This window comes from Escherichia sp. GZ89 (assembly GCF_019366485.1).
Lineage (GTDB): Bacteria > Pseudomonadota > Gammaproteobacteria > Enterobacterales > Enterobacteriaceae > Escherichia > Escherichia fergusonii.
The window spans coordinates 188051-201905 of sequence record NZ_JAEOHX010000004.1 but is presented as its reverse complement, the minus strand read 5'-3'; the positions used below and the strand labels follow the sequence as shown (position 1 = coordinate 201905).

At 52.4% G+C, this 13855-nt stretch carries 13 protein-coding genes and 1 pseudogene; all 14 read left to right on the top strand.

Annotation, left to right across the window (positions count from 1 at the left end; genetic code table 11):
• The first annotated feature begins 5 nt into the window (after positions 1–5).
• On the top strand, positions 6–1853 hold the full coding sequence (gene mutL, locus K0335_RS09275; RefSeq protein ID WP_104919877.1) for a DNA mismatch repair endonuclease MutL: 1848 nt from the start codon (positions 6–8) through the stop codon (positions 1851–1853).
• A complete protein-coding gene (gene miaA / locus K0335_RS09270; protein ID WP_001280339.1) occupies positions 1846–2796 on the top strand; it encodes a tRNA (adenosine(37)-N6)-dimethylallyltransferase MiaA in 951 nt (316 codons plus the stop codon). The genes mutL and miaA overlap by 8 nt, the downstream gene beginning before the upstream one ends.
• 85 nt (positions 2797–2881) lie before the next feature.
• Entirely contained in the window at positions 2882–3190 is a 309-nt protein-coding gene (gene hfq, locus K0335_RS09265) for an RNA chaperone Hfq (RefSeq protein ID WP_001051883.1), read from the top strand.
• 76 nt (positions 3191–3266) lie between these two features.
• Positions 3267–4547, top strand: coding sequence for a ribosome rescue GTPase HflX (gene hflX / locus K0335_RS09260; protein WP_104919878.1), 1281 nt, complete (start codon positions 3267–3269; stop codon positions 4545–4547).
• Between the two features lie 85 nt (positions 4548–4632).
• Entirely contained in the window at positions 4633–5892 is a 1260-nt protein-coding gene (gene hflK, locus K0335_RS09255) for an FtsH protease activity modulator HflK (protein ID WP_000312477.1), read from the top strand.
• A gap of 2 nt (positions 5893–5894) precedes the next feature.
• On the top strand, positions 5895–6899 hold the full coding sequence (gene hflC / locus K0335_RS09250) for a protease modulator HflC (RefSeq protein ID WP_136740639.1): 1005 nt from the start codon (positions 5895–5897) through the stop codon (positions 6897–6899).
• An 81-nt stretch (positions 6900–6980) separates the two neighbouring features.
• Positions 6981–7178, top strand: a complete 198-nt coding sequence (locus K0335_RS09245; RefSeq protein WP_001089292.1) for a DUF2065 domain-containing protein — start codon at positions 6981–6983, stop codon at positions 7176–7178.
• Positions 7179–7281: 103 nt separating this feature from the next.
• Positions 7282–8580, top strand: coding sequence for an adenylosuccinate synthase (gene purA, locus K0335_RS09240; RefSeq protein ID WP_000527955.1), 1299 nt, complete (start codon positions 7282–7284; stop codon positions 8578–8580).
• A gap of 204 nt (positions 8581–8784) precedes the next feature.
• Complete coding sequence (gene nsrR / locus K0335_RS09235) at positions 8785–9210, top strand: nitric oxide-sensing transcriptional repressor NsrR (RefSeq protein WP_001177637.1); 426 nt, start codon at positions 8785–8787, stop codon at positions 9208–9210.
• A 38-nt stretch (positions 9211–9248) separates the two neighbouring features.
• Positions 9249–11690 (top strand): ribonuclease R, encoded by a 2442-nt coding sequence (rnr, locus tag K0335_RS09230; RefSeq protein ID WP_104919879.1) that lies wholly within the window; start codon positions 9249–9251, stop codon positions 11688–11690.
• Positions 11691–11748: 58 nt separating this feature from the next.
• A pseudogene (locus K0335_RS22615) lies at positions 11749–11847 on the top strand (hypothetical protein); the annotation flags it as partial.
• 23 nt (positions 11848–11870) lie between these two features.
• A complete protein-coding gene (rlmB, locus tag K0335_RS09225; RefSeq protein WP_219393800.1) occupies positions 11871–12602 on the top strand; it encodes a 23S rRNA (guanosine(2251)-2'-O)-methyltransferase RlmB in 732 nt (243 codons plus the stop codon).
• Between the two features lie 126 nt (positions 12603–12728).
• Entirely contained in the window at positions 12729–13124 is a 396-nt protein-coding gene (locus K0335_RS09220) for a YjfI family protein (RefSeq protein WP_219393799.1), read from the top strand.
• An 18-nt stretch (positions 13125–13142) separates the two neighbouring features.
• Entirely contained in the window at positions 13143–13841 is a 699-nt protein-coding gene (locus K0335_RS09215) for a PspA/IM30 family protein (protein WP_000511991.1), read from the top strand.
• The last annotated feature ends 14 nt before the right edge of the window (positions 13842–13855 follow it).

The window sequence follows — 13855 nt, the reverse complement described above, 5'->3', positions numbered from 1 at the left end:
TATTGATGCCAATTCAGGTCTTACCGCCACAACTGGCGAACCAGATTGCCGCAGGTGAGGTGGTCGAGCGACCTGCGTCGGTAGTCAAAGAACTGGTGGAAAACAGCCTCGATGCAGGTGCGACGCGTATCGATATTGATATCGAACGCGGTGGGGCGAAACTTATCCGCATTCGTGATAACGGCTGCGGTATCAAAAAAGATGAGCTGGCGCTGGCGCTGGCTCGTCATGCCACCAGTAAAATCGCCTCTCTGGACGATCTCGAAGCCATTATCAGCCTGGGCTTTCGCGGTGAGGCACTGGCGAGTATCAGTTCGGTTTCCCGCCTGACGCTCACTTCACGCACCGCAGAACAGCAGGAAGCCTGGCAGGCCTATGCCGAAGGGCGCGATATGGACGTGACGGTTAAACCGGCGGCGCATCCGGTAGGAACGACGCTGGAGGTGCTGGACCTGTTCTACAACACCCCGGCGCGGCGCAAATTCCTGCGCACCGAGAAAACCGAATTTAACCATATCGATGAGATCATCCGCCGCATTGCGCTGGCGCGTTTCGACGTCACTATCAATCTGTCGCATAACGGCAAAATAGTTCGCCAGTACCGCGCAGTGCCGGAAGGCGGGCAAAAAGAACGGCGTTTAGGCGCGATTTGCGGCACCGCTTTTCTCGAACATGCGCTGGCGATTGAATGGCAGCACGGCGATCTCACGCTGCGCGGTTGGGTGGCAGATCCAAACCACACCACGCCCACACTGGCAGAAATTCAGTATTGCTACGTGAATGGTCGCATGATGCGCGATCGCCTGATCAATCATGCGATCCGTCAGGCCTGCGAAAACAAACTGGGGGCCGATCAGCAACCGGCATTTGTGTTGTATCTGGAGATCGACCCACATCAAGTGGACGTCAACGTGCACCCCGCCAAACACGAAGTGCGTTTCCATCAGTCGCGTCTGGTGCACGACTTTATCTATCAGGGCGTGCTGAGTGTGCTACAACAACAGCTGGAAACGCCGCTGCCACTGGACGATGAACATCAACCTGCACCGCGCACCATTCCGGAGAACCGCGTGGCCGCCGGGCGTAATCATTTTGCTGAACCGGCAGTTCGTGAACCGGTAGCTCCCCGCTACTCTCCTGCGCCCGCCTCTGGTGGTCGTCCAGCAGCTTCCTGGCCGAATGCGCAGCCAGGCTACCAGAAACAGCAAGGTGAAGTGTATCGCCAGCTTTTGCAAACGCCTGCGCCGATGCAAAAACCAAAAGCACCTGAACCGCAGGAGCCAGCGCTTGCGGCGAACAGTCAGAGTTTTGGTCGGGTACTGACTATCGTCCATTCCGACTGTGCGTTGCTGGAGCGCGACGGCAACATTTCACTTTTAGCCCTGCCAGTGGCAGAACGTTGGCTGCGTCAGGCGCAGTTGACGCCGGGTGAAACGCCAGTTTGCGCCCAGCCGTTGCTTATTCCGTTGCGGCTAAAAGTTTCTGGCGAAGAAAAATCGGCATTAGAAAAAGCGCAGTCTGCCCTGGCGGAATTGGGTATTGATTTCCAGTCCGATGCACAGTATGTGACCATCAGGGCCGTGCCTTTACCCTTACGCCAACAAAATTTACAAATCTTGATTCCTGAACTGATAGGCTACCTGGCGAAGCAGTCCGTATTCGAACCTGGCAATATTGCGCAGTGGATTGCACGAAATCTGATGAGCGAACATGTGCAGTGGTCAATGGCACAGGCCATCACCCTGCTGGCGGACGTGGAACGGTTATGTCCGCAACTTGTGAAAACGCCGCCGGGTGGTCTGTTACAATCTGTTGATTTACATCCGGCGATAAAAGCCCTGAAAGATGAGTGATATCAGTAAGGCGAGCCTGCCTAAGGCGATTTTTTTGATGGGGCCGACGGCCTCCGGTAAAACGGCGTTAGCCATTGAGCTGCGTAAAATTTTACCAGTAGAGTTGATAAGCGTTGATTCTGCCCTTATTTACAAAGGGATGGATATCGGGACGGCGAAGCCGAACGCTGAAGAGTTACTCGCCGCGCCGCACCGATTGCTGGATATTCGCGATCCGTCGCAGGCTTATTCGGCCGCTGATTTTCGCCGCGATGCGCTGGCGGAAATGGCTGATATCACCGCGGCGGGGCGGATCCCACTATTAGTGGGCGGTACGATGTTGTATTTCAAGGCATTGCTGGAAGGGTTGTCGCCGCTACCGTCGGCAGACCCCGAAGTGCGGGCCAGAATTGAGCAACAGGCGGCAGAGCAAGGTTGGGAGTCATTGCATCGTCAACTTCAGGAGATCGATCCGGTTGCGGCAGCAAGGATTCATCCAAATGATCCACAAAGGCTTTCCCGGGCACTGGAAGTTTTTTTCATTTCGGGTAAAACTTTAACGGAACTGACGCAAACGTCAGGAGACGCTCTACCGTATCAGGTGCATCAGTTCGCCATCGCCCCGGCGAGCCGTGAACTGCTCCATCAACGAATTGAGCAGCGTTTTCATCAGATGTTGGCTTCAGGTTTTGAAGCAGAAGTCCGGGCGCTTTTTGCCCGAGGAGATTTGCATACGGACTTGCCTTCCATTCGTTGTGTGGGTTATCGCCAGATGTGGTCTTACCTTGAAGGCGAAATCTCATACGATGAAATGGTTTATCGAGGTGTTTGCGCCACGAGACAGTTGGCGAAGCGGCAGATAACCTGGCTGCGTGGTTGGGAAGGGGTTCACTGGCTTGACAGTGAAAAACCAGAACAGGCGCGTGACGAAGTATTACAGGTTGTTGGTGCTATCGCAGGCTGAATGTGTACAATTGAGACGTATCGTGCGCAATTTTTTCAGAATCGAAAGGTTCAAAGTACAAATAAGCATATAAGGAAAAGAGAGAATGGCTAAGGGGCAATCTTTACAAGATCCGTTCCTGAACGCACTGCGTCGGGAACGTGTTCCAGTTTCTATTTATTTGGTGAATGGTATTAAGCTGCAAGGACAAATCGAGTCTTTTGATCAGTTCGTGATCCTGTTGAAAAACACGGTCAGCCAGATGGTTTACAAGCACGCGATTTCTACTGTTGTCCCGTCTCGCCCGGTTTCTCATCACAGTAACAACGCCGGTGGCGGTACCAGCAGTAACTACCATCATGGTAGCAGTGCGCAGAATACTTCCGCGCAACAGGACAGCGAAGAAACCGAATAAGGTTTCATGCTGTTTTTTTTACACGGGGAGCCAGCGATCCTGCGTTCCCCGCTGATCTATTTAGAGGGTTATACGCTTGTTTGACCGTTATGATGCTGGTGAGCAGGCGGTACTGGTACACATCTATTTTACGCAAGACAAAGATATGGAAGACCTCCAGGAGTTTGAATCTCTGGTCTCTTCCGCCGGTGTCGAAGCATTGCAGGTGATTACCGGTAGCCGTAAAGCGCCGCACCCAAAGTATTTTGTAGGTGAAGGTAAAGCAGTTGAAATTGCGGAAGCTGTCAAAGCGACGGGTGCTTCGGTCGTTCTTTTTGACCATGCCCTGAGCCCGGCGCAAGAGCGTAACCTGGAGCGTTTGTGCGAGTGTCGTGTTATCGACCGCACCGGCCTTATTTTAGATATTTTCGCCCAACGTGCGCGTACCCATGAGGGTAAGTTGCAGGTTGAGCTGGCGCAGTTGCGCCATCTGGCTACGCGCCTGGTGCGTGGCTGGACCCACCTTGAAAGACAGAAAGGCGGGATCGGTTTGCGTGGTCCGGGTGAAACCCAGCTCGAAACCGACCGTCGTTTGTTGCGTAATCGCATCGTGCAGATACAGTCGCGCCTGGAAAGAGTTGAAAAACAGCGTGAGCAGGGGCGGCAATCGCGTATCAAAGCCGACGTTCCTACTGTTTCGCTGGTGGGATATACCAACGCCGGTAAATCTACCCTTTTCAATCGCATCACCGAAGCGCGGGTCTATGCGGCAGACCAGTTGTTTGCCACCCTCGACCCGACGTTGCGGCGTATTGACGTCGCGGATGTCGGTGAAACCGTGCTGGCAGATACCGTAGGGTTTATTCGCCACCTGCCGCACGATCTGGTGGCGGCATTTAAAGCCACGTTACAAGAGACGCGGCAAGCCACATTGCTGCTGCACGTCATTGACGCGGCAGATGTGCGAGTACAAGAAAACATCGAAGCGGTGAATACGGTTCTTGAAGAGATCGATGCTCACGAGATCCCAACCCTGCTGGTGATGAACAAGATCGATATGCTGGAAGATTTTGAACCGCGTATTGATCGGGACGAAGAGAACAAACCGATCCGTGTCTGGCTTTCTGCGCAGACCGGAGCGGGGATACCACAGCTTTTTCAGGCTTTGACGGATCGTCTTTCCGGCGAGGTGGCGCAGCATACATTGCGTCTGCCGCCGCAGGAAGGGCGTCTGAGAAGTCGTTTTTATCAGCTTCAGGCAATAGAAAAAGAGTGGATGGAGGAGGACGGCAGCGTAAGTCTGCAAGTTCGTATGCCGATCGTTGACTGGCGTCGCCTCTGCAAACAAGAACCGGCGTTGATCGATTACTTGATCTAACGGCGTAGCGTCTGAAGCGTGGAGTCATATCCTCTGGCGTCGAAAGACAACAGGGATCACCGCATAACAAATATGGAGCACAAACATGGCGTGGAATCAGCCCGGTAATAACGGACAAGACCGCGACCCGTGGGGAAGCAGCAAACCTGGCGGCAACTCTGAGGGAAATGGAAACAAAGGCGGTCGCGATCAAGGGCCACCTGATTTAGATGATATCTTCCGCAAACTGAGCAAAAAGCTCGGTGGTCTGGGCGGCGGTAAAGGCACCGGATCTGGCGGTGGTAATTCATCGCAAGGCCCGCGCCCGCAGCTTGGCGGTCGTGTCGTTACCATCGCAGCGGCAGCGATTGTCATTATTTGGGCGGCCAGTGGTTTCTACACCATTAAAGAAGCCGAACGCGGCGTGGTAACACGCTTTGGTAAATTCAGCCATCTGGTTGAGCCGGGTCTGAACTGGAAACCGACGTTTATCGACGAAGTCAAACCGGTGAACGTGGAAGCCGTGCGTGAACTGGCTGCTTCCGGTGTGATGCTGACGTCGGACGAAAACGTGGTGCGCGTTGAGATGAACGTACAGTACCGCGTCACCAATCCGGAAAAATATCTATATAGCGTGACCAGCCCGGATGACAGCCTGCGTCAGGCTACCGACAGCGCCCTGCGTGGGGTTATCGGTAAATACACCATGGACCGCATTCTGACGGAAGGTCGTACCGTGATTCGTAGCGATACTCAGCGTGAACTGGAAGAGACGATTCGTCCGTATGACATGGGTATCACTCTGCTGGACGTCAACTTCCAGGCAGCTCGTCCGCCGGAAGAAGTAAAAGCGGCGTTTGACGATGCGATTGCCGCGCGTGAAAACGAACAGCAATACATTCGTGAAGCAGAAGCGTATACCAACGAAGTTCAGCCGCGTGCGAACGGTCAGGCGCAACGTATCCTCGAAGAGGCGCGTGCGTACAAGGCTCAGACTATCCTGGAAGCCCAGGGTGAAGTGGCACGCTTTGCTAAACTTCTGCCGGAATATAAAGCTGCGCCGGAAATTACCCGCGAGCGTCTGTATATCGAGACGATGGAAAAAGTGTTGGGCAACACCCGCAAAGTGCTGGTTAACGATAAAGGTGGCAACCTGATGGTTCTGCCGTTAGACCAGATGCTGAAAGGTGGTAACGCCCCTGCGGCGAAGAGCGATAACGGTGCCAGCAATCTGCTGCGTCTGCCGCCAGCCTCTTCCTCCACAACCAGTGGAGCAAGCAACACGTCGTCCACCAGTCAGGGCGATATTATGGACCAACGCCGCGCTAACGCGCAGCGTAACGACTACCAGCGTCAGGGGGAATAACGATGCGTAAGTCAGTTATCGCGATTATCATCATCGTGCTGGTAGTGCTTTACATGTCTGTCTTTGTCGTCAAAGAAGGTGAGCGCGGTATTACGCTGCGTTTTGGTAAGGTACTGCGTGACGATGACAACAAACCTCTGGTTTATGAGCCGGGTCTGCATTTCAAGATACCGTTCATTGAAACGGTGAAAATGCTCGACGCACGTATTCAGACCATGGACAACCAGGCCGACCGCTTTGTGACCAAAGAGAAGAAAGACCTGATCGTCGACTCTTACATCAAATGGCGCATCAGCGATTTCAGCCGTTACTACCTGGCAACGGGTGGTGGCGACATTTCGCAAGCGGAAGTGCTATTGAAACGTAAGTTCTCTGACCGTCTGCGTTCTGAAATTGGTCGTCTGGATGTTAAAGATATCGTCACCGATTCCCGTGGTCGTCTGACCCTGGAAGTGCGTGACGCGCTAAACTCCGGTTCTGCGGGTACAGAAGATGAAGTTACTACCCCGGCAGCGGATAACGCCATTGCCGAAGCGGCAGAGCGCGTAACGGCTGAGACGAAGGGCAAAGTTCCGGTCATCAACCCGAACAGTATGGCGGCGCTGGGTATTGAAGTTGTCGATGTGCGTATCAAGCAGATTAACCTGCCGACCGAAGTGTCTGAAGCGATCTACAACCGTATGCGCGCCGAGCGTGAAGCGGTAGCACGTCGTCACCGTTCACAAGGTCAGGAAGAAGCGGAAAAACTGCGCGCGGCTGCCGACTATGAAGTGACCAGAACGCTGGCAGAAGCTGAGCGTCAGGGCCGCATCATGCGTGGTGAAGGCGATGCAGAAGCAGCCAAACTGTTTGCTGATGCATTCAGTAAAGATCCGGACTTCTACGCATTCATCCGTAGCCTGCGTGCTTATGAGAACAGCTTCTCTGGCAATCAGGACGTGATGGTCATGAGCCCGGACAGCGATTTCTTCCGCTACATGAAGACGCCGACTTCCGCAACGCGTTAATATAACGACTGCGGTACAGGTCAATAAAGCCACCGCATCCTCAGGGATGTCGGTGGTTTTCTTTTTCTATAAGGATAATGAATGAATTCGACAATCTGGCTGGCGCTTGCCCTGGTTTTGGTGCTGGAAGGTTTAGGGCCGATGCTTTACCCGAAGGCATGGAAGAAGATGATCGCTGCGATGACCAATTTGCCCGATAATATTTTACGTCGTTTTGGCGGTGGACTTGTGGTTGCGGGCGTTGTGGTCTACTACATGTTGAGGAAAACGATTGGCTGAACAAAAAACAGACTGTTCGAGGTCATTTTTGAGTGCAAAAAGTGCTGTAACTCTGAAAAAGCGATGGTAGAATCCATTTTTAAGCAAACGGTGATTTTGAAAAATGGGTAACAACGTCGTCGTACTGGGCACCCAATGGGGTGACGAAGGTAAAGGTAAGATCGTCGATCTTCTGACTGAACGGGCTAAATATGTTGTACGCTACCAGGGCGGTCACAACGCAGGCCATACTCTCGTAATCAACGGTGAAAAAACCGTTCTCCATCTTATTCCATCAGGTATTCTCCGCGAGAATGTAACCAGCATCATCGGTAACGGTGTTGTGCTGTCTCCGGCCGCGCTGATGAAAGAGATGAAAGAACTGGAAGACCGTGGCATCCCCGTTCGTGAGCGTCTGCTGCTGTCTGAAGCATGTCCGCTGATCCTTGATTATCACGTTGCGCTGGATAACGCGCGTGAGAAAGCGCGCGGCGCGAAAGCGATCGGCACCACGGGTCGTGGTATCGGGCCTGCTTATGAAGATAAAGTGGCACGTCGTGGTCTGCGTGTTGGAGACCTTTTCGACAAAGAAACCTTCGCTGAAAAACTGAAAGAAGTGATGGAATATCACAACTTCCAGTTGGTTAACTACTACAAAGCTGAAGCGGTTGATTACCAGAAAGTTCTGGATGATACGATGGCTGTTGCCGACATCCTGACTTCTATGGTGGTTGACGTTTCTGACCTGCTCGACCAGGCGCGTCAGCGTGGCGATTTCGTCATGTTCGAAGGTGCGCAGGGTACGCTGCTGGATATCGACCACGGTACTTATCCGTACGTAACTTCTTCCAACACCACTGCAGGTGGCGTGGCGACCGGTTCCGGCCTGGGCCCGCGTTATGTTGATTACGTTCTGGGTATCCTCAAAGCTTACTCCACTCGTGTAGGTGCAGGTCCGTTCCCGACCGAACTGTTTGATGAAACTGGTGAGTTCCTCTGCAAGCAGGGTAACGAATTCGGCGCAACTACGGGGCGTCGTCGTCGTACCGGCTGGCTGGACACCGTTGCCGTTCGTCGTGCGGTACAGTTGAACTCCCTGTCTGGCTTCTGCCTGACCAAACTGGACGTTCTGGATGGCCTGAAAGAGGTGAAACTCTGCGTGGCTTACCGTATGCCGGATGGTCGCGAAGTGACTACCACTCCGCTGGCAGCAGACGACTGGAAAGGTGTAGAGCCGATTTACGAAACCATGCCGGGCTGGTCTGAATCCACCTTCGGCGTGAAAGATCGTAGCGGTCTGCCGCAGGCGGCACTGAACTACATCAAGCGTATTGAAGAACTGACCGGTGTGCCGATCGATATCATCTCTACCGGCCCGGATCGTACTGAAACCATGATTCTGCGCGACCCGTTCGACGCGTAATTCTGGTACGCCTGGCAGATATTTTGCCTGCCGGGCTAACAGTGTGATACATTACTGTGTCGGGTAAGCCATTACGCTATCCGACACAGTGTTAAATCCTCGCTTTTTTCCTTCCCCGAACTGAAATAAATTAGCGACACAGCTTGTGGCTGGTTTATCATCAATATAAATGTATTTTTTCCCGCTTTCCCTTTTGAGGTTGATGTGCAGTTAACGAGTTTCACTGATTACGGATTACGTGCGCTGATCTACATGGCGTCATTGCCAGAAGGGCGGATGACCAGTATTTCTGAAGTGACTGACGTCTACGGCGTCTCCCGTAATCATATGGTCAAAATAATCAATCAACTTAGTCGTGCCGGCTACGTGACTGCTGTTCGTGGAAAAAATGGCGGCATTCGCCTGGGTAAACCGGCGAGTGCGATACGTATTGGTGATGTGGTGCGCGAGCTGGAACCTTTATCGCTGGTGAATTGCAGCAGTGAGTTTTGCCACATTACACCTGCCTGTCGGTTGAAACAGGCACTTTCTAAGGCCGTGCAAAGTTTTCTTATGGAACTGGATAACTACACGCTTGCCGATTTGGTTGAAGAGAATCAACCGCTTTATAAATTATTGCTGGTGGAGTGACGAAAATCTTCATCAGAGATGACAACGGAGGAACCGAGATGTCACAAGATCCTTTCCAGGAACGCGAAGCTGAAAAATACGCGAATCCCATCCCTAGTCGGGAATTTATCCTCGAACATTTAACCAAACGTGAAAAACCGGCCAGCCGTGATGAGCTGGCGGTAGAACTACACATTGAAGGCGAAGAGCAGCTTGAAGGCCTGCGTCGCCGCCTGCGCGCGATGGAGCGCGATGGTCAACTGGTCTTCACTCGTCGTCAGTGCTATGCGCTGCCGGAACGCCTCGACCTGGTGAAAGGTACCGTTATTGGCCACCGTGATGGCTACGGCTTTCTGCGGGTTGAAGGGCGTAAAGATGATTTGTATCTCTCCAGCGAGCAGATGAAAACCTGCATTCATGGCGATCAGGTGCTGGCACAGCCGCTGGGCGCTGACCGTAAAGGCCGCCGTGAAGCGCGTATTGTCCGCGTGCTGGTGCCAAAAACCAGCCAGATTGTTGGCCGCTACTTTACCGAAGCGGGTGTCGGCTTTGTGGTTCCTGACGACAGCCGTCTGAGCTTCGATATTTTAATCCCGCCCGATCAGATCATGGGCGCGCGGATGGGCTTTGTGGTGGTGGTTGAACTGACCCAACGCCCGACTCGCCGTACCAAAGCGGTGGGTAAAATTGTCGAAGTGCTGGGCGACAATATGGGCACCGGCATGGCGGTTGATATCGCCCTGCGAACCCATGAAATTCCGTACATCTGGCCGCAGGCTGTTGAGCAACAGGTTGCCGGGCTGAAAGAAGAAGTACCGGAAGAGGCGAAAGCTGGCCGTGTCGATCTGCGCGATTTACCGCTGGTCACCATTGATGGCGAAGACGCCCGTGACTTTGACGATGCAGTTTACTGCGAGAAAAAACGCGGCGGTGGCTGGCGTTTGTGGGTCGCAATTGCCGATGTCAGCTACTATGTGCGTCCGCCAACACCGCTGGACAGAGAAGCGCGTAACCGTGGTACGTCGGTCTACTTCCCTTCGCAGGTTATCCCGATGCTGCCGGAAGTGCTCTCTAACGGCCTGTGTTCGCTCAACCCGCAGGTAGACCGCCTGTGTATGGTTTGCGAGATGACGATTTCGTCGAAAGGCCGCCTGACCGGCTACAAATTCTATGAAGCGGTGATGAGCTCTCACGCGCGTCTGACCTACACCAAAGTCTGGCATATTCTGCAGGGCGATCAGGATCTGCGCGAGCAGTACGCCCCGCTGGTTAAGCATCTCGAAGAGCTGCATAACCTCTATAAAGTGCTGGGTAAAGCCCGTGAAGAACGCGGCGGGATCTCGTTTGAGAGCGAAGAAGCTAAGTTTATTTTCAACGCTGAACGCCGTATTGAGCGTATCGAACAGACCCAGCGTAACGACGCACACAAGTTAATTGAAGAGTGCATGATTCTGGCGAATATCTCGGCGGCGCGTTTCGTTGAGAAGGCCAAAGAACCGGCACTGTTCCGTATTCACGACAAGCCGAGCACCGAAGCGATAACCTCTTTCCGTTCAGTGCTGGCGGAACTGGGGCTGGAATTGCCTGGCGGTAACAAGCCGGAACCGCGTGACTACGCGGAACTGCTGGAATCGGTTGCTGACCGTCCTGACGCAGAAATGCTGCAAACCATGCTGTTGCGCTCAATGAAACAAGCGATTTACGATCCGGAAAACCGCGGTCACTTCGGTCTGGCATTGCAGTCCTATGCGCACTTTACTTCGCCGATTCGTCGTTATCCTGACCTGACGCTCCACCGCGCCATTAAGTATCTGCTGGCGAAAGAGCAGGGGCATCAGGGGAATACCACTGAAACCGGTGGCTACCATTATTCGATGGAAGATATGCTGCAACTGGGTCAGCACTGTTCGATGGCGGAACGTCGTGCCGACGAAGCAACGCGTGATGTGGCTGACTGGCTGAAGTGTGACTTCATGCTCGACCAGGTAGGTAACGTCTTTAAAGGCGTGATTTCCAGCGTCACTGGTTTTGGCTTCTTTGTTCGCCTGGATGACTTGTTCATCGATGGTCTGGTCCATGTCTCTTCGCTGGACAATGACTACTATCGCTTTGACCAGGTAGGACAACGCCTGATGGGTGAATCCAGCGGCCAGACTTATCGCCTGGGCGATCGCGTGGAAGTGCGCGTCGAAGCGGTTAATATGGACGAGCGCAAAATCGACTTTAGCCTGATCTCCAGCGAACGCGCACCGCGCAACGTCGGTAAAACCGCGCGCGAGAAAGCGAAAAAAGGCGATACAGGCAAAAAAGGCGGCAAGCGTCGTCAGGTTGGTAAAAAGGTAAACTTTGAGCCAGACAGCGCTTTCCGCGGCGAGAAAAAAACGAAGCCGAAAGCGGCGAAGAAAGACGCGAGAAAAGCGAAAAAGCCATCGGCGAAAACGCAGAAAATAGCCGCAGCGACCAAAGCGAAGCGTGCGGCGAAGAAAAAAGTGGCAGAGTGATCATTACCCTCTTCAAACAGAAGAGGGTCAGATTGCTGACAAAATGCGCTTTGTTCATGCCGGATGCGGCGTGAACGCCTTATCCGGCCTACATAATCACGCAAATTCAATACATTGCAGGGATCATGTAGGCCTGATAAGCGTAGCGCATCAGGCAAAACGTAAACAACGAGTACATTAATGAGCGAAATGATTTACGGCATCCACGCAGTGCAGGCCCTGCTGGAGCGCGCCCCTGAACGTTTTCAGGAAGTCTTTATTTTAAAAGGCCGTGAAGATAAACGTCTGTTGCCGCTGATTCACGCCCTTGAGTCCCAGGGCGTGGTTATCCAGCTGGCAAACCGCCAATATCTCGACGAGAAAAGCGACGGTGCCGTGCATCAGGGCATTATCGCCCGTGTGAAGCCAGGACATCAGTATCAGGAAAACGATCTGCCGGATCTGATCGCTTCGCTCGATCAACCGTTCCTGCTGATCCTCGACGGTGTGACCGATCCGCACAACCTCGGCGCGTGCCTGCGCAGCGCGGACGCCGCTGGCGTTCATGCGGTGATTGTGCCGAAAGATCGCTCCGCACAGCTCAACGCCACGGCGAAAAAAGTGGCCTGCGGCGCGGCGGAAAGCGTTCCGCTGATTCGGGTGACTAACCTGGCGCGCACCATGCGTATGTTGCAGGAAGAGAATATTTGGATCGTCGGTACGGCAGGAGAGGCGGATCATACGCTCTATCAGAGCAAAATGACCGGACGGCTGGCACTGGTGATGGGCGCAGAAGGTGAAGGCATGCGTCGCCTGACCCGTGAACATTGCGATGAGTTGATCAGCATCCCAATGGCAGGAAGTGTTTCTTCGCTGAACGTTTCTGTGGCGACAGGCATTTGCTTATTTGAAGCGGTACGCCAGCGTAGCTAATTTCTCGGAATTGTGAAAAGCCATCCAAAATTGGATGGTTTTTTTTTATCTATAGCTGATAAGATAATTATTGAAATAAAACATTCATTATATTAATCATTAACCTCAATTTATATGGAATAATATATGGCATGGAACCCATTAGCGCTGGCTGATGCGCTACAAACCTGGCCTGATATTGATATTAAAAATAGTGAAAACGCATTAATCATGAAAATAAATGATTATGGCGATTTACAGATCAATATCATATTTACTTCGCGACAAATTATTATAGAAACATTTATTTGCCCTGTAAGTTGTATTAAAAATCGTGAAGAATTTAATCTGTTTCTGTTAAGGAATCAGAAATTAATGCCGCTTTCTTCGGTAGGAATCTCCAGTATTCAGCACGAAGAATATTATGTGGTATTTGGTGCTTTATCACTCAATTCCTCACTCAGCGACATTATGCTTGAGATTACTACGCTGGTCGATAACGCGATGGATCTCGCTGAAATCACAGAAGAATACTCACATTAATTACAAGGACCAGTATTTATGGGGATTTTAAAAAGTTTATTTACGTTGGGTAAATCTGTGATCTCGCAAGCGGAAGAATCCATTGAAGAAGCACAGGGCGTTAGAATGCTCGAACAGCATATACGTGATGCCAAAGCAGAATTGGATAAGGCCGGTAAATCACGCGTCGATCTACTGGCAAGAGTGAAATTGAGCAACGATAAACTGAAAGATTTACGTGAACGTAAAGCCAGCCTGGAAAAGCGTGCTCTTGAAGCCTTAAGCAAAAACGTCAACCCGTCTTTGATTAATGAAGTTGCAGAAGAGATCGCCCGTCTGGAAAACCTCATCAATGCTGAAGAACAAGTGTTGGCAAATCTTGAAATCTCACGTGATGGTGTGGAAAAAGCAGTATCTGCTACAGCTCTGCGGATCTCTCAGTTTGAGCAGCAGCTGGAAGTGGTGAAAGCGACAGAAGCAATGCAGCGAGCGCAGCAGGCTGTTACCTCCTCAACGCTGGGTGCATCTTCCAATGTTTCTACGGCGGCAGAGTCATTAAAACGTCTGCAAGTACGTCAGGCTGAACGTCAGGCCCGACTGGATGCTGCGGCAGAGCTGGAAAAAGTTGCAGATGGTCGCGATCTGGACGAAAAACTGGCAGAAGCGGGGATTGGTGGCGCCAATAAAAGCAGTGCCCAGGATGTACTGACAAGATTGCAACGCCAACAGGGTGAGTAATTTATTTGCCAGCC

Bases quoted from the DNA above. Each gene is read 5' to 3' on its own strand.
- rnr (WP_104919879.1), top strand. From the start codon at position 9,249: ATGTCACAAGATCCTTTCCAGGAACGCGAAGCTGAAAAATACGCGAAT.
- miaA (WP_001280339.1), top strand. From the start codon at position 1,846: ATGAGTGATATCAGTAAGGCGAGCCTGCCTAAGGCGATTTTTTTGATG.
- hflK (WP_000312477.1), top strand. From the start codon at position 4,633: ATGGCGTGGAATCAGCCCGGTAATAACGGACAAGACCGCGACCCGTGG.
- purA (WP_000527955.1), top strand. From the start codon at position 7,282: ATGGGTAACAACGTCGTCGTACTGGGCACCCAATGGGGTGACGAAGGT.
- mutL (WP_104919877.1), top strand. From the start codon at position 6: ATGCCAATTCAGGTCTTACCGCCACAACTGGCGAACCAGATTGCCGCA.
- K0335_RS09215 (WP_000511991.1), top strand. From the start codon at position 13,143: ATGGGGATTTTAAAAAGTTTATTTACGTTGGGTAAATCTGTGATCTCG.
- K0335_RS09220 (WP_219393799.1), top strand. From the start codon at position 12,729: ATGGCATGGAACCCATTAGCGCTGGCTGATGCGCTACAAACCTGGCCT.
- K0335_RS09245 (WP_001089292.1), top strand. From the start codon at position 6,981: ATGAATTCGACAATCTGGCTGGCGCTTGCCCTGGTTTTGGTGCTGGAA.
- rlmB (WP_219393800.1), top strand. From the start codon at position 11,871: ATGAGCGAAATGATTTACGGCATCCACGCAGTGCAGGCCCTGCTGGAG.
- hfq (WP_001051883.1), top strand. From the start codon at position 2,882: ATGGCTAAGGGGCAATCTTTACAAGATCCGTTCCTGAACGCACTGCGT.
- hflC (WP_136740639.1), top strand. From the start codon at position 5,895: ATGCGTAAGTCAGTTATCGCGATTATCATCATCGTGCTGGTAGTGCTT.